This is a genomic window from Gluconacetobacter tumulicola, assembly GCF_014174215.1.
Taxonomy (GTDB): domain Bacteria; phylum Pseudomonadota; class Alphaproteobacteria; order Acetobacterales; family Acetobacteraceae; genus Gluconacetobacter; species Gluconacetobacter tumulicola.
Map to the genome: position 1 here is coordinate 120,827 of NZ_JABEQL010000010.1, position 20,518 is coordinate 141,344.

General features: G+C 61.6%; 14 protein-coding genes. 10 read left to right on the top strand and 4 right to left on the bottom strand.

Annotated elements, in window-relative coordinates; translation table 11 throughout:
• The first annotated feature begins 243 nt into the window (after positions 1-243).
• The 7 genes from HLH29_RS09545 to HLH29_RS19860 all read left to right on the top strand — a co-directional run bounded on the left by HLH29_RS09545 (position 244) and on the right by HLH29_RS19860 (position 9,919).
• Entirely contained in the window at positions 244-1,473 is a 1,230-nt protein-coding gene (locus HLH29_RS09545; RefSeq protein ID WP_182966118.1) for an acyl-CoA dehydrogenase family protein, read from the top strand.
• On the top strand, positions 1,470-2,912 hold the full coding sequence (locus HLH29_RS09550) for an LLM class flavin-dependent oxidoreductase (RefSeq protein ID WP_182966120.1): 1,443 nt from the start codon (positions 1,470-1,472) through the stop codon (positions 2,910-2,912). Before HLH29_RS09545 ends, HLH29_RS09550 begins: the two co-directional genes overlap by 4 nt.
• Position 2,913: 1 nt before the next feature.
• A complete protein-coding gene (gene ssuD, locus HLH29_RS09555; RefSeq protein WP_182966122.1) occupies positions 2,914-4,092 on the top strand; it encodes an FMNH2-dependent alkanesulfonate monooxygenase in 1,179 nt (392 codons plus the stop codon).
• A gap of 25 nt (positions 4,093-4,117) precedes the next feature.
• On the top strand, positions 4,118-4,651 hold the full coding sequence (locus tag HLH29_RS09560; protein ID WP_182966124.1) for a flavin reductase: 534 nt from the start codon (positions 4,118-4,120) through the stop codon (positions 4,649-4,651).
• Positions 4,652-4,920: 269 nt separating this feature from the next.
• Positions 4,921-7,095, top strand: a complete 2,175-nt coding sequence (locus tag HLH29_RS09565; protein WP_408871958.1) for a TonB-dependent receptor family protein — start codon at positions 4,921-4,923, stop codon at positions 7,093-7,095.
• A gap of 11 nt (positions 7,096-7,106) precedes the next feature.
• Positions 7,107-8,477 carry an LLM class flavin-dependent oxidoreductase gene (locus HLH29_RS09570; protein ID WP_182966128.1) on the top strand — a complete coding sequence of 457 codons (1,371 nt, stop codon included), beginning with the start codon at positions 7,107-7,109 and terminating at the stop codon, positions 8,475-8,477.
• On the top strand, positions 8,474-9,919 hold the full coding sequence (locus HLH29_RS19860; RefSeq protein ID WP_182966130.1) for an FAD/NAD(P)-binding protein: 1,446 nt from the start codon (positions 8,474-8,476) through the stop codon (positions 9,917-9,919). The genes HLH29_RS09570 and HLH29_RS19860 overlap by 4 nt, the downstream gene beginning before the upstream one ends.
• An 85-nt stretch (positions 9,920-10,004) precedes the next feature.
• Here HLH29_RS19860 and HLH29_RS09580 read toward each other — a convergent pair whose 3' ends face one another.
• Positions 10,005-11,069 carry an acyltransferase family protein gene (locus HLH29_RS09580; RefSeq protein ID WP_182966132.1) on the bottom strand — a complete coding sequence of 355 codons (1,065 nt, stop codon included), beginning with the start codon at positions 11,067-11,069 and terminating at the stop codon, positions 10,005-10,007.
• Between the two features lie 1,597 nt (positions 11,070-12,666).
• Here HLH29_RS09580 and HLH29_RS09585 point away from each other — a divergent pair.
• The gene (locus tag HLH29_RS09585; RefSeq protein WP_182966168.1) at positions 12,667-13,377 is read left to right on the top strand and encodes a response regulator; all 711 of its coding nucleotides are present in this window, start codon (positions 12,667-12,669) and stop codon (positions 13,375-13,377) included.
• Positions 13,374-14,816 carry a sensor histidine kinase gene (locus tag HLH29_RS09590; RefSeq protein WP_182966134.1) on the top strand — a complete coding sequence of 481 codons (1,443 nt, stop codon included), beginning with the start codon at positions 13,374-13,376 and terminating at the stop codon, positions 14,814-14,816. The genes HLH29_RS09585 and HLH29_RS09590 overlap by 4 nt, the downstream gene beginning before the upstream one ends.
• 684 nt (positions 14,817-15,500) lie before the next feature.
• On the opposite strand, the gene HLH29_RS09595 is transcribed toward HLH29_RS09590, so the two are convergent.
• The 3 genes from HLH29_RS09595 to HLH29_RS09605 form a co-directional block, all read right to left on the bottom strand.
• The gene (locus HLH29_RS09595) at positions 15,501-16,484 is read right to left on the bottom strand and encodes a helix-turn-helix domain-containing protein (RefSeq protein ID WP_182966136.1); all 984 of its coding nucleotides are present in this window, start codon (positions 16,482-16,484) and stop codon (positions 15,501-15,503) included.
• A 381-nt stretch (positions 16,485-16,865) separates the two neighbouring features.
• Positions 16,866-17,759: a transporter gene (locus HLH29_RS09600; RefSeq protein ID WP_246374064.1), complete on the bottom strand. Its 894-nt coding sequence runs from the start codon at positions 17,757-17,759 to the stop codon at positions 16,866-16,868.
• 146 nt (positions 17,760-17,905) lie between these two features.
• On the bottom strand, positions 17,906-19,777 hold the full coding sequence (locus tag HLH29_RS09605) for a pyrroloquinoline quinone-dependent dehydrogenase (protein WP_182966138.1): 1,872 nt from the start codon (positions 19,775-19,777) through the stop codon (positions 17,906-17,908).
• 534 nt (positions 19,778-20,311) lie between these two features.
• On the opposite strand from HLH29_RS09605, the gene HLH29_RS09610 reads away from it, so the two are divergent.
• Positions 20,312-20,518 (top strand): hypothetical protein (locus HLH29_RS09610; RefSeq protein WP_182966140.1); only part of this gene is annotated, 207 nt, incomplete at its 3' end.

Sequence of the window (20,518 nt, forward strand, 5' to 3'; positions counted from 1 at the left end):
CATGCTCCCTGGTGCCGCTGCCGATCCGAAATGGATGAGGAGGGGATGGAGGGGGTGGGATAAAAAGTGGTGAGAATAATTTAAGTATTATATTTCAGTTTGTTATATAGGCTCTATCGTCGGTGATGATGGCGGTTTCGTGATATGTGCATTGACACGTTGTGAATCGTTTATAATCCTCCGTCATGCGTAAATTAATTACGCAGGAATGTCGTTGTTTATGGCGGAAGGTCCCGGAAGACGATGGACGCATTGACACAGGATGCGCCGGCCCCGGTCGCCCCGACGGAGGGGGGATTGCGGGAGGTGTTCGCGCGGATCGCCGAGGGCGCGGTGGCGCGTGAGCAGGGGCGTGTCCTTCCCTACGAGGCGGTGGCATGGCTGCGTGAGGTGGGGTTCGGGACCCTGCGGGTGCCGCGCGAGGCCGGTGGCGCGGGCCTGGGGCTGGTCGAGATTTTTCGCCTGCTGACCGAACTGGCGGCGGCGGATTCCAACCTGCCGCAGATCGTGCGGGCCCATTTTGCCTTTATCGAGGGATTGCGGCACGACCCCGACCGGACACGCTCGGCTTCCTGGTATGCGCGCATCGTGGATGGCGCGCTGTTCGGCGCGGCGATGGCGGAGCTGACCGACAGCACCGGCACCAGTACCACGCTGACGCGGCAGGGTGAGGGCTGGCGCCTGGACGGGACCAAATATTATTCGACCGGCACGCTCTATGCCGACTGGATTATCGTCGTGGCCGACGAGGCGGGCGAGCGCGTGCGTCTGGCGGTGCCGGCCACGGCGCCCGGCGTGACGCGTGAGGATGATTGGGACGGGTTCGGGCAGCGGCTGACCGGCAGCGGCACCACGCGCTTCGACGGGGTTGCGGTGTCGGACGGGCAGATCCTGGCGCGGTCGTCCTTCGACCATGTGCCGAGCAGCAGTTTCCTGACCGCCTATTATCAATTGTTCCATCTGGCGACGCTGGCGGGGATCAGTCGGGCGGCGCTGCGCGATGCGGTGGCGTTCGTGCGGCCGCGCACGCGGACCTTCGGCGTGCCGGGCAAGGTCAGTCAGCGCCATGATCCGCTGGTGCAGCAGGTGGTGGGCCGGCTGTCGGCGCTGGCCTATTCGACCTCGGCGCTGGTCGAGGATGTGGCGCGGGCGCTGGAGCGTGGCGCCGAGGCCTGGGATGCCGGTGTGACGGAACATCCGCTTTATGACGAGGCGGAGCGCATCGCGTTCCAGGCGCAGCAGATCGTGCTGGAGCAGACGCTGGAGGCGACGACGCGCCTGTTCGAGGTCGGCGGGGCTTCGGCCACCGCGTCCTCGCTGGGGCTGGACCGGCACTGGCGCAATGCCCGTGTGCTGGCCTCGCACAATCCGGTGGTGCAGCGGGCGCGGGCGCTGGGGGACCTGGAACTGAACGGCACGGCGCTGGATGCGATCTGGCGGGCCGCCACGCCGACGACGGAGCGCACAGCATGAGCACCCAAGAGTTTCCCGCGCGGCGGCAATTGCATGTCAACCTGTTCGAGATGGCCTGCGTCGGCCATATCGTGCATGGCATGTGGCGCGCACCCGGCAATAACCGCCATCGTTTTTCCGAACTGTCGTACTGGACCGAGGTGGCGCAGCTTGCCGAGCGCGGGCTGTTCGATGCCGTGTTCCTGGCCGATGTGGTCGGGACCTATGACCGGTTTGGCGACGGCACGGCGGCGGCGCTGCGGCAGGCGGTGCAGATCCCGAACCTGGACCCGCTGATGCTGGTGCCGGCGATGGCGGCGGTGACGAAACATGTCGGTTTCGGCGTGACCTTTTCGACCACCTATGAGCCGCCCTTTGCCTTCGCGCGGCGCATGGCGACGCTGGACGTGCTGACGAACGGGCGCGTGGGGTGGAACATCGTGACCTCCTACCTGCAATCCGCCGCGCGGAATTTCGGGCTGGAGGACGAGATCCCGCATGACGAGCGCTATGTGATCGCCGACGAATATATCGATGTGCTCTACAAGCTCTGGGAAGGAAGCTGGGACGACGACGCGATCGTCGCCGATCGGGCGGCCGGCATCTTTACCGATCCGTCGCGGGTGCGGGCCATCGATCATCATGGTGCGCATTTCCAGGTCGCCGGGCCGCATCTGGTGCAGCCGTCGCGGCAGCGTACGCCGGTGCTGTTCCAGGCGACGGGATCGGCGGCGGGGCTGGAATATGCCGCGCGTCATGCGGAAGTGGTGTTTATCGGCGGGCAGACGACCGAGGATGTGCGCCGCAACATCGCGGCCACCCGCAGGCGGGCGCAGGCCTTTGGCCGCCGGCCCGACGATATCCGCTTTATCGTGCAGGCCGGCATCATCACCGGGCCGACCGAGCAGGCGGCGCAGGAAAAGCTGAAGGCCTATCGGGAATTCTACAGCCTGGAAGGCGCGCTGATCCATGCGCAGTCGGAAGTGGATCTGCGAAGCTATGACCCGAACGATACGATCGAGAGCGTGCTGAAGCGCGAGGGTGCGCGTTTCGGCAATATGGGCCGGCGGTTCCGGCCCGAGCAGACGGTGGGCAGTGCGCTGGAGCAGATCGGCCGGTTCGATGAAGGCCGCTATTTCATCGCGGGCGAGCCGGGGCGGGTGGCCGATGCGATCGAATCCTGGCTGGATGTGGATGGCATCGATGGCATCAATCTGCGCCAGTACCATTCCTTCGACACCGCGCGGGACTTCATCGACCTGATCGTGCCGGAGTTGCAGGCGCGCGGGCGCTATCGCACTGCCTATGCGCCGGACGAGACATTGCGCGAGCGGCTGTTCGGTGCCGGACAGGCGCGCCTGCCGGCCCGGCATGCCGCCGGGCGCTATCGCGACCCGGCGGCGCTGGCCACGCCGACACCGCCGCTTTTTCCAGACCTGATCCAGAACAAGGCATCCTGACATGAGTGTCGCGATCCCCGAGAAAATCAACGTCCTGTGGTTTCTGCCGACGCATGGCGATTCCCGTTATCTGGGCACGCAGAAGGGCGGGCGGCCGGTCGATCTGCCCTATCTGCAGCAGGTGGCGCGGGCGGCGGATTCGCTGGGCTATTACGGGGTGCTGATCCCGACCGGCCGCAGCTGCGAGGATAGCTGGGTGGTGGCATCGGCGCTGGCGCCGAGCACGGAACGGCTGAAATTCCTGATCGCGGTGCGGCCGGGCCTGCAATCGCCCACGCTCTCGGCGCGGATGACGGCGACGCTGGACCGGATTTCGCAGGGGCGGCTGCTGATCAATATCGTGACCGGCGGCGACCCGAAGGAGAATGCCGGCGACGGGTTCTTTGCCGACCATGCCGAACGGTATGCGATCACCGACGAGTTCCTGGAGATCTATCGCGCGCTGCTGCGGGGCGAGACGGTGAATCACGAAGGCCCGCATTTCCGGATCGAGGACGGGCGGCTGCTGTTCCCGTCTTTTCAGGAAAACGGGCCGCCGCTCTATTTCGGCGGATCGTCGCCGGCGGCGGTGGATGTGGCGGCGACGCATATCGACAAATACCTGACCTGGGGCGAGCCGCCGGCGCAGGTGGCCGAGAAGATCGCGCATGTGCGGCGCAAGGCGGAGGCGCAGGGGCGCCAGGTGTCGTTCGGCATCCGGCTGCATGTGATCGTGCGGGAGACGAACGAGGCGGCGTGGGCCGAGGCGGACCGGCTGATCTCGTATCTGGACGATGCGACCATTGCGGAGGCGCAGAAGGTCTTTGCCCGGATGGATTCCGTGGGGCAGGCGCGCATGAGCGCGCTGCATGACGGCCGGCGCGACAGGCTGGAAATCAGCCCGAACCTGTGGGCGGGCGTGGGGCTGGTGCGCGGCGGCGCGGGCACCGCGCTGGTGGGCGATCCGGCGACAGTGGCCGAACGGATCGACGAATATCGCAGGCTGGGCATCGATAGTTTCATTTTCTCGGGCTATCCGCACCTGGAGGAGGCCTATCAGTTCGGCGAACTGGTGCTGCCGCTGCTGCCGACGGCGCATCCGGTGCGGGGGGCGGCCTCGATCAGCAATATGGGGCCGTTCGGCGAGACGATTGCCGGCGATCATCGGCCCGGCGGGGCCTCCGGCCATCGTGCGGCGTGAACATTGACCCGAAGGATCGCCTGACATGAACATTTCCGTAAAGGCGCCGGTGCCTGGTGCCCTTGAAGCCGAATCCGCGCAGCGTTTCCGCGACGGCATGGCGCTGCTGGCCGGGGCCGTGACCATCGTCACCACCGATGGCGAGAATGGCCGGCACGGCTTTACCGCGACGGCCGTGTGCAGCGTGTCGGATGCGCCGCCGACGCTGCTGGTCTGCATCAATCGCAGCACCAGCGCGCATCCGCATGTTCTCGACCATGGGGTGCTGGCGGTGAATGTGCTGGGCGGCGCGCAGCAGGCCCTGTCTTCGGCCTTCGGCAGCCGGTCGAAGACGATGGACGAGCGGTTTGCCGGCGCGCGCTGGCAGCGGGGCGTGACCGGCGCGCCGCTTCTGGACGGTGCGCTGGCGACCTTCGAATGCCGGGTGGAGCGGGTTGTGGAGGCCGGCACCCATACGGTGGTGTTTGCCCAGGTGCTGGATGTGCATCTGGCGGGCGAGCAGACGGACGGGCTGGTGTGGTTTGCCCGGCGCTATGCCGTGTTGCCGACATCCTGTTGACCGGAGGCCTGGTGCGGACAGCGCGCGTCCGTAATCCACGATAGAAATCGCGAATATAAAAAGAAACAAAGAATATATGTGCTTTTTGTCGCAAGAAGAATAACGACGACAATAAGTGCGTAAATTCGAAAGCCTGCGATCATTCCTTCAGAGTCTGGATATCGAGTATCATGCCCCGTTCCTTTTCGCGTCGTTCTGCCTGGCCCCGGCGGGCGGGCCGGTTTTCGCAATCCGCCAGAGTATTGCTGGGCCCGTCGGCGCTGGCCCTGATGCAGGCCGGCCCGCTGGCGGCCAGCGCATGGGCTGACGACAGCCATGCGCGCCGGGCCGCGGACCATGCGCCCCATGCGGCGCCCGCTCGGAAAACGGCGCCGGCGGCGACCCCGGTTGCGGCGGCGGCCCCTGTGAAGGGCGAGGATATCGTTGTCGCGACCCATCGCCTGTCCCCCGCCGATCAGGCACGGGCGCAACTGGACAGTCTGCCGGGGGCCGCGACCGTGATCGATGCCAAGCAGGTGTTGCGCGGGCGGAACCTGACCAATGCGGATGCGCTGGCGTTTCAGCCCGGTGTGTTCGCCCAGTCTTCGGGCGGGGGTGACGGGCTGCGCCTGTCGATCCGTGGGTCGGGGATTCAGGTCGGCACCAATTATTTCCGCTCGGGCCTTCTGATGATGTTCGACGGGCTGCCTGTCACCACGCCTGCCGGCACGCCCTATGAATTGTTCGAGCCGCTGGGGCTGCGCTACACCGAAGTGCTGCGCGGCGCGAATGCCTTCGATTATGGCGGGCTGCAACTGGGTGGCGGCATCAATTACGTGACCCAGACCGGCTATGACGCCCAGACCTATCAGGCGCGCGTCGAGGCCGGCAGTTTCGGCTATAACAAGGAACAGCTCAGTTCGGGCAAGGTGATCGGCAAGGCCGATTATTATATCAGCGTGACCAATTCCTACCGGGGCGGGTACCAGACCGAGACGCAGGCGAACAGTTTCGGCGTGAATGCCAATTTCGGCTATCGTTTCAACGACCGGGTTTCGACGCGCTTCTTCTTCCGCTACCGGCAGACCCGGAACGGGTATCCGGGTTATCTGACGCGGGACCAGATTCTGGAAAATCCGAAGCAGGCGCAGGCGCCCTATCGGGCGTGGCATTCGGTGCGTATCCAGCCGGGCAGCAAATTCTACGGCAACATGACCACGATCCGGATCGACGACCGGTCGAAGCTGGAACTGGGGTTCGATTACCAGGACGCGCCGATCGACATCCAGAATACGAGTTTCAGCCAGATCTGGGGCTACAAGACGGTAGCCGCGACGCTGAACTATACGCGCCATGACGTGTTGGCCGGGCATAAGAGCGATACGCAACTGGGCTTCATGGATACGTCGGACCTGGAGGCGTGGCAGACCAATCGGGTGCGGGTCGCGACCGGGCATCTGGCGGGACTGCCGATGGGGCAGGTGCTGCGGCATGTGACCTATGGCGGGACGGAGAACTATTTCCATCTTCGGAACAATACCGAACTGTTCCATGATTTCTGGCTGACGACGGCGGCCGCGGTGGCGTTTATCCAGAAATCGTCGGGCGTGCCGTATCCGTATACGGCGGCCGGGGCGAACTTCAAGGAGTCATCGGTCAATTTCGTGCCGCGTGGCGGGTTCCGCTACGTCATCAGCCCGCATGTGGAGCTGTATGGCAATGTCAGCCGCAGCATTCAGCCGCCCAATGACTGGAACCTGAATTATGCCGGTCCGTATTTTACCGGCAACATCCCGCAAGCGGGCATGAATTCCGGCGCCGGCAAGCTGCGCAACCAGACGGCCACGACGTATGAGATCGGCACCACCGGGCACGCGTGGCGGAACAAGTGGAGCCTGACCTACTACCATTCGGACGTGCGCAACGAATTGCTGTCGGTGATGACGCCGGCATCGCAGGCCATCGGGGCCTCGATCTACGGCAACGCGTCGCCGACCACGCATCAGGGTGTCGAGGCCTCGCTGGAAACCACGCTGTACGCATGGGCGGGCAATACGCTGTCGCTGCGGCAGGCCTATACGTGGCAGGATTTCCGCTTCCGCCATGATGCGGTGTTCGGCAGCAACCGCCTGCCGGGCATTCCGGAACATTTCTATCAGGGCGAGATCCATCTCGATACCAAGGCCGGGTTCTATGCCGGTTTCAACGCCCAGGTGTCCTCGAAGGTCGGGGCCGCGTATGACGAGACCTATTTCGCGCCGTCCTATCACATCTACAATCTGAACATCGGCTATGAGTGGCCGGGCAAGCATCGGCAGGTCTTCCTCAGCGTCAATAACCTTGCCAACACGCATTACGCGGCCATCGTCGTGCCGGGCTATATCGCGGCGGGCAAGCAGTTGGCGGTGATGCAGCCGGGTGATGGGCTGGGCGTGTTTGCCGGCCTGTCGCTGGGCTTCAACTGAGGGGCCGGGCCATGACCGAGATCCGGCTGAATGCCTTCGACATGAATTGCGTGTCGCACCAGGCCAGCGGCCTGTGGCGACACCCGCGCGACCGGTCGGGGACGTACAACACCATCCGTTACTGGACCGATCTGGCGCGGCTGCTGGAGCGCGGCCTGTTCGACGGGCTGTTCCTGGCCGATGTGCTGGGAGTGTACGATGTGTATGGCGGCAATGCGGACGCCGCGCTGCGCAATGCGTCGCAGGTGCCGGTCAATGATCCGGCGATGCTGATTTCGGCCATGGCGGCGGTGACGGAGAATCTGGGATTTGGCCTGACCTCCACCCTGTCTTTCGAGCCGCCCTATCCGTTCGCGCGGCGGATGTCGACGCTGGATCATCTCACCGGGGGGCGGATCGGCTGGAATATCGTGACCGGCTATCTGGACAGCGCGGCGCGGGGTACGGGGCAGGCACGGCAGGTGGCGCATGACACGCGCTATGACATTGCCGACGAATATCTGCATCTGGTCTATCGCCTGTGGGAGGAAAGCTGGCAGGACGATGCGGTGCTGCGCGATGCGGCGCGGGGGATCTTCACCGATCCGGCCAAGGTGCATCGCATCGTGCATGAAGGCGAATATTTCAGGCTGGATGCCATTCATCTGTGCGAGCCCTCGCCACAGCGCACGCCGGTTCTCTATCAGGCCGGGGCGTCCTCCCGCGGCCGTGCCTTTGCCGCGCGGCATGCGGAATGCGTGTTCGTGGCCGGGCCCTCGGCGGCGGTGGTGGCGGCCAGTGTCGCGGATCTGCGCGCCCGGGCCCGGCAGGAAGGGCGGCATGCGGGCGATCCGCTGATCTTCTCGCTGCTGACGATCATTACCGGCCCCGATGACGAGGCCGCTCAGGCGAAATGGCAGGAGTATCGTCGCCATGTCAGCCTTGAGGGGGCGCTGACCCTGCTGGCGGGGTGGACGGGGATCGATTTCTCGCGTTACGCGCCGGATGACCCGGTGCGGCATATCCGCAATGATGCGATCCATTCCGCCGTCGATGCGCTGACGGTGCAGGACCCCGGCAAGGTGTGGACGGTGCGCGAACTGGCCGAGCATGCGGCGATCGGCGGCATGGGCACCACCATTGTCGGCGGGCCGGAGCGGATTGCCGACCTGCTGGAGGAGTGGGTGGTCCGCACCGGTGTCGACGGGTTCAACCTGGCTTATGCCGTGACGCCCGAGAGCTTTGCCGACGTGGTGGAATTCGTGGTGCCGGAGTTGCAGCGGCGCGGCATCTACAAGCAGGCCTATCGTCCCGGCACCCTGCGTGAGAAACTGTTCGGACGCGGGGACCAGCTGGGGGCGGACCATCCGGCCAGCCGCGTGCGGCGTACGGAGACGGCATGAGCGAGACATTGCCCAGGATTGCCATTATCGGCGGCGGCTTCAGCGGGGCTGCCATTGCGTGGCATCTGACGAACGGGGCGGCCGGCCTGCCGCCGGTGGTGGTGTTCGAGCCGCGCGAGGCGCTGGGGCAGGGAGTCGCGTATGGCGCGCGCGATCCGCGCCACCGCATCAACGTGCCGGCCGCGCGGATGAGCCTGACGACTGCCGTGCCTGACGATTTCCACGCCTGGCTGCGGGCGGATGGGGCGCTGGAGGCTGACCCGGATGCCGTGCTGCCCAATGGAGCGGCCTATCCCGCGCGGTCGGTGTTCGGCCGCTATGTGGCGGCGCGGCTGGCGCCCCGCTTGGCCGGCGGGCAGGTGGTGCATCGGCGGGCCCGCGTGACGGAGGTCGCACCCCGGCCGGAGGGGGGATGGTGGATCATGACCGATGATGGCGCGCGGGAAGAGGCCGATATCGTGGTGATCGCGACCTCGCACCCCGCGCCGGCACCGCCGACGGCGTTGGCCGGGCTGGTCGGGCGTGAGGGGCTGGTCGTCGATCCTTGGGCGGTCGGGGCGCTGGAGGCGATCGGGCCGGAGGATCGGGTGCTGATCGTGGGCACCGGGTTGAGCATGGCGGATGTGGTGGCGTCGCTGGATGCGGCCGGGCATCGGGGGGAGATCGTGGCGCTCTCGCGGCGGGGGCAGGTGTCGCAGGCGGATCTGAGCGATGTGACCGATGCGTGGGGGGATTTTTCCACCGATCCGGCGCCGACGGCGCGTGGGGTGCTGCGCCGGGTGCGGCAGGCGTTGCGCGACGACCCTGACCGGCCGTGGCAGACCATTTTCAATGCCGTGCGGCGGCAGGCTGGGGCGATCTGGGCGGCGTTGCCGGTGGTGGAGCGGCGGCGGCTGGTGCGACATGTGCGGCCGTTCTGGGATACGCGGCGCTTTCGCATCGCGCCGCAGGTGGAGCGGGTGCTGCATCGGCGGATTGCCGAGGGGACGCTGGATGTGCTGGCCGGGCGGATCGAGGCTGCTGCCCGGCAGGGGGATGGATTTGCCGTGACGCTGCGCCCGCGTGGCGGGGAGCCGGAAGTCGCAGCGTTCGATGTGGTGGTGACCACCACCGGGCCGGACCACGCGCATATCCTGTCCTCGCAGCCCTTTCTGGTCGGTCTGGCCCGGCGGGGGTTGCTGCGGGCTGACCCGGTGGGGTTGGGGGTGGAGACCGACCGGGAGGGTCATGCGCTGTCTGTGGCGGGCGCGGCGGAACCGAGTTTGTTTGTCGCCGGGCCGCTGTCGCGGGGGACGTTCGGCGAGTTGATGGGGCTGCCGGAAGTGACGGCCAACGCGGAGAGGATTGCCGCGATCATTCTGCGGGCGGCCGATGCGGGGCCGGTTAAGTCAAAACCTATGTCTCCATCAGGACGGTATTTCACAGGCGGTTTCTTGGCCTGATTTTTTGATCACACATTGAAATCGTTCAAAAAATTCGTGCTCATGATGCTTGCTACTCGGCGGCATCCCCCGCGCACGGCATCTTCTAGATGCGTGCCGTGGCAGCCGTCTTCGAGGAGGAGTTGGATGCACCCCGGCTGACATCCAGGGCTCTGCGGATCGTCTTCGTAAGCGGCGTTTCGATAAACCGATATACCGCGATGCCGGTCAATATCGCCAGCAGGACCGCAACGCATCGCGTCGGTATGGTATGAAGACCAGGCCGATAACGCAGCAGGCGAAGAGCCGTCTGGGTCGCATCAAACGCGATCTGCTGGAAAAGGTAGATGGAATATGACGCATTTCCAAGCATCAGTGCGAGTGGAAATGACGGGACATAACCCCGACGCTCGGCCCACATGAACGTGGCGACGAGGAGGACTGTCGCCGCTCCGGTCCACAAAAGGGGAAAAACAAACCCCAAACCGGCCATGGCAATGATGACGGCGGCGATAAGCGCAACTGTTGGCCAGGCGCGCAGCTTCATGAGATCGAGTCCGAAGATCGCCCCGAGACAACACCCGGCCAGGAACTCAAGCAAATACGGACTGGTATAGAAATGAACGAGATTGGGTGCCTGTGGAAAGATCACGCCGCACAGTGCCAATGACAAAAATATCATTGCCAGCACAATCAGCCGGTAGCGACCCTGAATGAGCAGGAGAGCACCAAAAACAAAGTAAAAAAACATCTCATAATTCAATGTCCAACCAATAAACAGCGTAGGCATCATATTGCCATGCTCGTTAAGGGAAGGAATGAACAGGCACGACAGGATGAAATGGCCGATCCCGTGGGAATAAATGGATGGGCTATATATTCCGACGCACCCCAGAATGAACGTGATGAACGTCGCGATCCAATACATCGGCGCCACGCGCGTCAGGCGGTCGATGAAGAAATTCAACGGTTTGATCGCTCGTCCTTCTGTAAGCGAAACCATGATGATGCCGCTGATAATGAAGAACAGACCGACCCCATATTTTCCTAGGATGAAGATTGGCGATACATTCTGGAACTGATGGAATAACACGACCCCGACGGCGGCAAGAGCCCGGAGATATTGAAGGGACAATATGACCCTGCGGCCTTGCCTTATGCTTGACTGCATTCGAGTATGTCCTGCTTTCCGGATTCAGCATGAAGCGTAACGACGGACCTTGGGGCCTGTCCATGTTTTTATAATCAGACCGGCTGCATGCTTCGACCGGGGAGACGCGCGTCGGCGCGCCGGCAGCACGCATGTCCAAACGTCTCGTCATCAGTGGCCCTTCTGCCGCTGATTTCCGGGGGGCGGGGTGGTGGCCTTTGTTCTGCCGGCGCGGGCGGCGGCGGGGGGCTGCGCCGGGTGCGGCTTGCGTTGCGCGATGATCCGGATCGGCCCTGGCAGACCGTCTTCAACGCCATGCGCCGGCAGGCTGGGGCCATCTGGGCGGCGTTGTCGGTCGCGGGGCGGCGGCTGGTGCGGCATCTCCGTCCGTTCTGGGATACGCGGCGGCGGGCAGGAGGTTTGCGTCGTTCGATGTGGTGGTGACGACCACCGGGCCTGATCATGCCCATATCCTGTCTTCGCAGCCCTTTCGGGCTGGATTGGCCCGGCAGGGGGGGGCTGCGGGCCGACCCGGTGGGGTTGGGGGTGGACACCGATCAGGCCATGCGCTGTCTGTGGCGGGCGCGGCGGAACCGAGTTTGTTTGTCGCCGGGCCGTTGTCGCGGGGGACGTTCGGCGAGTTGATGGGGTTGCCGGAAGTGACGGCCAACGCGGAGAGGATTGCGGCGACCATTCTGCGGGTGGTGGAGGCGCCTACCTGAGAACCAGGCAGAAAACACGCGTCGGATCGCCGCCAGCGCGCATTTACGGTCAGGCTCTGAAATCCTGGCTGGAATCGTTGGAATTATGCGGGGCTTTACTCGAAGCCTGTGCCGGGCCGATTTTTTTGGTCGGCCCGTCAAAAGAAGGACCATGTTTCAGGCGCGACATATTCAAGACATACCGCAGAAAAAAAGGCTGATTACAAACTGGCGACGGAACCCTTCGTCGCAAGGTGTAGAGCGTTTGTCGACTGGGATCAAAAGGAGCAAGGAAGAAGATGATTTTTTATCCCAGTTGCAGAACGCAAGCCCATACGTCGATTGACAGTGCTCCCGCGATCGACCCATCGAAAATAAAAGCAAGGAAAATCATGATGGGGTTGATTCGATATGTTGCCGAATTCGCCTTTTCCGTCTTTCCTTGGGTATTTCTTGTGTCTTACATGGTGATATCCATATCTATTTCGTTTATTTATCTAACGGAAGTGAAGAAATAATAAATCGACGAATTTATTGCAGTTTTCTATCTTAAAGACGCTTGAAGATGAATATCGTCGTGACATCTATAAAGAAGATAATATGGGTCTCTTTTGTATTTTATTTGACGATGGAGGGGCTGTCCGGTCAGATATTTCGTATGGGCTCCGCCCAGGGACGGAGATCATGATGGAAAATATGGGCCATCCGGACATTCCGTGATGTCTTTATGTGTGGGGCGGTACCTTGCTATCAGTTCACCCTTTCGACCCGGTCGAAGACTCTTTATGGGTTCGGTGCAATCTCGATGGGGTGGGCCGTGTGCAATGGGGCTCTTTTTGTGTCCGGGCTGAAATAAGGTTTCATTCCCTGGACATCATCGGGCCGTCCGGCCGTGTTACAGGAGGCCGATGACCAGCATGCCCACTCTTCTCATTGTCGATGACGACAGGGATATCCTCGATCTGCTGACCGGGTTTCTGCAGAAGCACGGCTATCAGGTTTCGGTCGCCGAAGGAGGGCAGGACATGTTCGCCGCCCTTGAAGCCGAGGCCATCGACCTTGTGATCCTCGACATCATGCTACGCAAGGAAGACGGGTTCAGCCTGTGCCAGAGGCTGCGCAGCACATCGAACATTCCCGTGATCATGCTCTCGGCGATGGCCGACCATAGGGACCGGGTCGTGGGGCTGGAGATCGGGGCGGACGATTACCTGACCAAGCCTTTCGACCAGCGGGAGCTTCTGGCCCGGGTCAAGGCCGTTCTCCGCCGGGTCCGGGACAAGGTCGCGGGGCCCGAAGAGCCGGCGCGCCCGATCCTGTGCTTCGGCACCTGGCGGCTGGATGTCACACGCCGCGAACTGCGTTCGGCCAACCAGTCGCTGGTCCTGTTGTCGGGGGGCGAGTTCGAGCTTCTGCTGGTCTTTGTCGAACATCCCCAGCGCGTCCTGACCCGCGACCAGTTGATGGATCTGGCGCGCGGGCCGTCGCACGCGGCCTATGACCGGAGCATCGACGTCCAGGTCAGCCGATTGCGCCACAAGCTGGAGGATGACCCCAAGAGCCCCGAGATTATCCGGACGGTCCGCAATGGCGGCTATATGTTCGCCTCCGCGGTGACCAGGGCATGAGGCGCTTCCCGTTCCTGGGTGATACGATCACCCGCCGGCTGGTCGTCACGGTCGCGCTCGCCGCCGGTGTCACCCTGCTGCTGCTCCAGCTCTTCTTCGCTTTCGGAGGAACGTGGGCCAAGCCTGACGTGCAGGCGACGGGCCTGGTGCAACAGGTCGCGACCGTCATCCGCCTGGTGGATGCCGCCACGCCCGCCGAGCGGGCCCGCCTGGCGACGGCGGCCAATACCGACACCATCCATTACGGGTGGTACGACGCGGGGAGCGCCGTGGCCGGCGTGCTGGAGCGCGGACAGTATCTGGAGCCGCAGGTGGCGCAGAGCCGCGCCTTCCTGGAACCGTTCCTGGCCCGCAAGCCGGACAGGATCGTGGTCTTTCAGGAAGACAACCCTGTCTCCCGGGCTCCCGGCCTGCCCTATGACCGGATACGCAATCCCGATGCCTATTTCGTCGGTGTGCGGCTGGCGGACGGAAGCTGGATCCTCGGCATCGCGCTGCAGAGATTCTGGGGGTTCTCCCCGTTCGAACGCCTGATGCTGCAGGTCGTCACGCTCGCACTCTGGGTGATCGCCGTGTCGCTGATCGCGTCCCGCCAGCTCTCCCGCCCGATCGAACATCTGGCGGAGTCCGTCCGCCAGTTCGGACATCAGCCGCCGAGCGCATCCATCGAGGAAGTCGGTCCGAGAGAAATAAAGCTGGTCGCGCGGACCATCAACGGCATGCAGGCCGAGATCCAGCGTTTCATCGAATACCGGACGACCATGCTGGCGGCGATCTCGCACGATCTGCGCACGCCGCTGACGCGCATACGCCTGCGCGGCGAGTATATCGACGATAAGTGGCAGCAGGCCAACCTGTTCCGCGATGTCGACGAAATGCAGGCCATGATCGACGGCGCCCTCTCTTTCTTTCGCGACGATGCGGCCAGTGAAGCCGCCACCGTGTTCGACCTGCCCGGCCTGCTTCAGACCATCGCCTATGATTACAGCGATCAGGGCCACAGGGTGGACTATCACGGCCCGAACAAGACCTGTTATGTCGGGCGGCTATATGTCCTGAAGCGGGTTTTCACGAATCTTGTCGAAAATTCCATAAAATACGGCAAGGTGCCCACGATCGACCTCGAACAGCAGGACGATGGCAGCCTGATCGTCTTTGTCCGCGATCGTGGCCCGGGCATTCCTCCGGAAGTGCTGCCGCGCGTGTTCGATCCGTATTTCCGGGTCGACAAGTCGCGTAACCGACAGACGGGCGGTGTCGGGCTCGGCCTGACCTCGGCGCAGGCGATCGTCCGCTCGCATGGCGGCGATATCGTGATGGAAAACCGCGAGGGCGGCGGGCTGGAAGTCCGCGTTCTGCTTCCGGCCATGATACAGACTGGTCGCAATATTTCCGGACCGGCACATATCGGACACATGTGGGGAAAACCGGCTCGCTAATCTGGCTCCATCGAAACACGACCGTATCGGGATGCTCCATCGTGGCAGGCCATGCCGCGACGGGGCCTTTCCGTCGGTAGCCGGAGCTATCCATGATTTCCACATCCTTCCGAGAGGCGGGGGCACGCAGCTTCCGTCGTGCGGCGGCCCCCTGATCGCCTGCGCGGCGATGGTTTCGCTTGCGGGATGCGCCGGACAGAAACTGACCCGGACAGGTTTTATCGCGCGCCACTGAGATCCTGCGCATTATTCTGTCGCGGAAGGTCCATAAAGTTGCGGTTCCCGCAATAGACTTCGATCCGCGCCGTGAGCAGGATGAGGAGTAAGAACCTTCCACGCAGATCTTGAAGCTCTGCTGCGTGGGTTCAACCACGCCTACAACCAACGCCGACAGCGCGTGTTGAACGGGCTTTCACCGGCAGCAAAAGTGGCCGAACGCCTTCGGCAACGACCACGTCTGCGCAATCGAAGCTACAAACCCGTCAAGGGAGCAAGTATCATGGATGACGTCGATCGCATCATGATATATGCCAATGACGTCTCACAACCTGACAGCTAATCGGATGATGTCAGGTCGTGGTGGGGGCTCTCTGTCCTCGAAATAAAGCCGCAGCAGAACAGCCTGGGCATGTCAAGGTGAGCTGTGGACCCGTTCTCAAGACCAAAAGCGCATCGGGGGCATTCTTATCTGCGACGCAATGTATGGAGGGGATTGCGCCCAAAACGCTTACGATAGGCAACGGCCATCGCACTCATATTGACATAGCCGAAGGATCTGGCGATCGAGGAGACTGTCTCGCCCGGAGCCGCCTCGACCAGGGCCCCGTGCAATGCTTCGAGCCTTCTCGCCTGCATGTAGCTATGGGGCGTTATGCCGCGGAACTCTCGGAAGCCAGCGGACAGGCTGCGGGCGCTGATGCCCAGTTGGGCGGCAATATCCAGAATGGTCGGATTCTGCTTCGCCTGTAGGGTCATCAGTCTTTCCGCGTCGCGTACGTAGTGCGGTGCGGCGGAACGTGCTCCGCTTTCAAGGCAGAGTCCCGCTCCTTTTGCCCAATTATGCAACAGGTCGATACAAAGCAGCTCGTTGGCCTTCCTGGCGATGAGTTCGTCTGGCTCCGAAAGCGTGGATACCGACTGGATCGTATAATTCAGAAGGGAAAGCCAGGCGGAGCTTTTTCCCCCAAAGACAACGCGCCTTTTCCAGAAATCGTCGCCGGGAATGAAGCCGTACCATCGTTCTGAAATCGCCTCCATCAAGCTATGCGGTATGGTCAGGTTAAGCTGAAGATCATCCCCGCTCGCGATATTCCAATAATCCGTTCGGCTGCTGTCGACGACATAGCTTTCTCCCGCCTTTGTATCGGCATGGGTTTGACCTGTGAGAGGATGGCGAACATTGCCGCGCAATGTATTGACGACAATGATATTTCCTGCCTTCGGATCGAAATCTTCCACTCGCGTAGGGGTGCCGAAGCAGAAACGGCTGAACGTAATATCATTACATTGCAGGCGTTTAAGAACAGCGTTCGGCTTTGATCCCTTGATCAGGGGAATGGCCTCAAGGGGCGCGTATGTCAGGCCGCAGAACGAACGGGCTACCTCCCATTCGCGAGTTTCTTCAACGCGATAGAGCGTGCCTTTGTCTTCCAGAGCGTTATCGAACATGCCGCACCGCCAGAATGCCGAGCTGTAGTTATATTATTGTGTGCGCTTATATATGATATTTTTAAGAGTGGCCAATGTCTGATTTTTCAAACTCTCGTTAGAATATCTGGCACCTCTCTTCATCGTTGCATCCTATCTTGCGGATTCCCTCTGATGTTTCATGTGTTTACGCCATCGCCCGTCTGTGGAATTCGTTACGAAATGCCGAATATGCGTATGGTATGGAAATGTCGAAAGAAGAAAGGGAAAGCCCGGATAGTGGTGAATATCTATTGTAATGGGAGCATCATCCGATCAGCCGGTGCCGGCTGGTCGGATAAGGACGCCCGCCAAAGCATAAGACGAGGGACTGATCGATGAACCACTGTGGCCGGATAGTCGTTAGAAAACGTAGATAATTTTTCCGAACCACGCGTTTGTCTCGGGAACGTTCCGTCCGTCAACGGAATGGGAATAGCGCGTGGTAAAGGTGAGCGACCGGGTCAGAGGAAACATCATTCCCACGCCAAGCGCGATCTCGCGGCTGCTGGAATCCGAAACCCAGTTTCCGGCAGTGTGATCGTACAGGCCGCCGGCATTCTGCCAGTCGAGGGCAAAAAATGGCTCGGCGACTTTGCTGGCTTTCCAACTGAAGCGAAGGTTGGTGTAAAAGGTCGTGCCGGGTGTGTAGCTGTGTCGGCCTGTCTCGTGCAGAGTTGCCCCGACAACCGTTCCCACATCACCGTCGAAGCTGAAATTTTTCCATTCGTAATCGAATACGAGGTTGAGATTGACCGACCAGTAATTGGTGGACAACGCATCGCGCGTGCCGGACGGAGTTTGCATGAACGCCTGCATTCCGAACGTGCTCTTCCTGTTCGGCTTGAACCAGACAACTGGTCCCGAGATCGTAGGACCGAGGCCCCCGTAATTGGTCCCATCAGCTAAAACATAGTTTTCGACCTGAATAAGTTCCCACCCAAAGCCAACATTGGGGATGCCTCTGAATTTCCAGAAATGCACCCATTTCGACATGCCCTGCCATGTATGGGAACCGCCCCGCGCCTGTCTCTGTCCCATGGTATTGTAGACGGACCCGGCAGCGTTTCCATTGACATATTGTACCAGGATATCCCAGGGCTTGTTGAAATCGATCGGGAGTTCGTATTCATGCGGTCCGATGACATCGAGCGTGATGTCGGACGCTCTGGCCGAAGGGAATTCGTACGTGCCGGCTAACGAGACAGCAAGCCACAGCAGGCCGCACTTCCCCCGTCTGGCACGTAGAGCGTGCATGGGAGCATCCCTTCTTCTTCGGCTCTTATCGATATCGAGATGGCATGCCATCGTTATCTCCAACTTTCAGCAACGCGATCGAAGAGGCTGCTTATTATTGGACCTGGAATCCCGCGGAACAGCGGGATCAGGCCGGCGGGGAGGGATTACAGACCGAGAATGACGATCTTTCCCGTGGTCGGAACGGTCGGCCAGAGGATGGAGGTGAAGCCGGTTGCTACGGCGATCTTCTGCGACCCGTCAAAGGTATAGGTGATTACGCCGCCGCCGATGGCGCCATCGATCTTTTCGCCCCAAAGCTTCTTTCCGGTCTCCGAATCAAGTGCGTAGAAATAGCCTCCCATGTCGCCGAAGAAAGTCAGCCCGCCCGCGGTGGGCGTAATTCCGCTTTGAATCGGATAGTTGGTCTTGACGCGCCATTTCCATGCGCCGGTGTCCGCGTCGATGCCGGACAGCCATCCCGCCCACTGTCCCGCCGAATCCGGCGCGCTGAACATATGGTACGGGTTATGGGTGTCCATTCCGGACCACGGCTCGCCAGGACTGACTTTTTTCAACTGTGCATCGCTCTGTGTGGTCACGCTGCCGCACCATTCGACTTCGCCCACCATGACGAGATTGGTCCTGGGATCGTAGCCTGGGCTATTCCACTCATCGCCTCCGACAGAACCCGGGCAGAAATGAACCGTCTTGCCGACTTCGAAGGGAGCGTCGGTGTTTTCGATCCTCGTTGCCGGAGTCTTGTACAGGAGCCCGCCTGTCGCCATGTCGAAACCGTACAGGTAGCCGTTTTTGGGCGCTACGGCGAGAAGCTTCCTGCCGTTCCGAGTCTGAAGTAGGACGGGAGGATTGGAGGCATCCCAGTCATGCCAGTCTTTTTTTGAAAGCTCATAATGACGTTTATATTCGCCGGTCGCGGCGTCCAGCACCACGATGGAATCGGAAAAGAGATTCTTGCCCTCGCGCGTGGCCGTAACGTAGTCGGGTGCCGGATTTCCGCCGGGAATGTACAATTCGCCTGTATCGGGATCGAGGGAATACGATGTCCAGGTGCCGCCTCCGGTAATCGGCATGCCTGGGGGGTTCTTCCACGTCGAGAGGTCGAGCGGTGTCTTGCCTTGCGGGCCACGGGTGGGATCATTCGGCTCCCTGGGGACCATGTAGAATTCCCAGATAATATGGCCGGTCTTGGCATCGAGCGCGTACATCCGGCCCTTTACGCCCTTCACGTCGCCGCCGGCGTTACCGATATAGACCCGCCCGCCCCACACGATCGGCGCTGCCGGAACTGATTCGCCGGCAGCGCCATTGCCGATATTCGTCGTCCACAGCCGCTTTCCGGTTTTGAAGTCGTAGGCGATCACATCGCCATGCGATGTGCCACGATAGAGCATGCCGTCCGCATAAGCGGCGCCACGGTTGACCCGCAATAAGGCAGCCGGAAATTCCTCGTGCGTGCGCCAGTTTTCGTGACAGTCCTCTGGATTGAGCGAAAATATGTCATGTTCGGTTGTACCGATCAGAGCGCCGTCCACCATGAGGGGGCCCGTTTCGAAGCTGGTATATTCCTTGGTATCGTACGTGCATTGAACTTTCAGATTTTTGACATTGGTTGTGTTGATCTGGGTCATGCTGGAAAAGCGCTGAGACGTCAGTGTTTTATTGTAGCTGGGCCAGTCCTCCGTCGTTTCCGGTGTGGCGCCTGCCGACGCTGGCGACGCCGTCTCCTGGGCGGATTCCGTCACCAATGTGTCGGGCTTGAGAAGGGCTTCCGTCACAGTGGAATCCGCGTGGGCGGATATGGGGGCGGATGACGATGCCGTCTCGGTTGCCAATGTTCCGGGCGCTTGCCCGATCGTCCGGAACCAGTTGATGACGAGTCCGGCCGGCGGCACGAGATCGAACCAATATTTGTAGACTAACGCGCTTCCGATGCCTCCTCCGCCAATGATTGCCGCGGCGGCGGTCGTCAGAAGCTTTTTTTTGGTGGACATGCTGCTTATGGAAAAAATAGACATTTTTCTGGACTTTCCTGCGACTGGTGATGAAACCAACGCGGAAAATGACCGCCAAACAAGATGACGGCAGATCGAAAGCGGAATTCTCTACTTCGAATGAGAAATCAATTCAGACACAAGAACGTGATACCGGTATATGTGGATGAAGGTGAAGGATGGTGACTATGAAAACCCGGAAACCTGATATCGGAATGGTCTTCGAATAGGGTTCGGCGATTAACGAAAAGACCCGGTCCCACTATTTGTTGATGACACGATAAGAAATGATACGAGATCGAACCGACATCGTGCAAGGATGGAAAGCCAAGCCAGCCGTTCCGTGCCGCCTTGAAAGCCGGCTTGCCGGCCTGCAAGGCGGATATGGCAAAATGCCGGTGTGATCATTTTATCATATTTAGAAATGCATAGGGTAATAAGGAATGTTTGAAAGAAGGATCGGGGGGAGGGCCCTGTATCTGGCCTCGGTCACGCTCTGCTTTCTGCCCGCCCGCGCGGTACTGGCGCAGACGGCGCCGGAAGCGGCCCCGGGGTGGCGTGTCCGCCGGCATGCAGGCGGAGGACATCACCGTCATCGGAACCTCGCCACTGCCGGGTTCTGGCATCGACCGTGACCGTCTGCCGGCCGCGACCGCCATCCTGACCGCGCATGACCTGCAAGGGACCGGCACCGCCGACATGCTGCATGCGCTGGACAGCCGTCTGGCGGGTGTCAGCCTCAATGCGCCGGCGGGGAATCCGTAT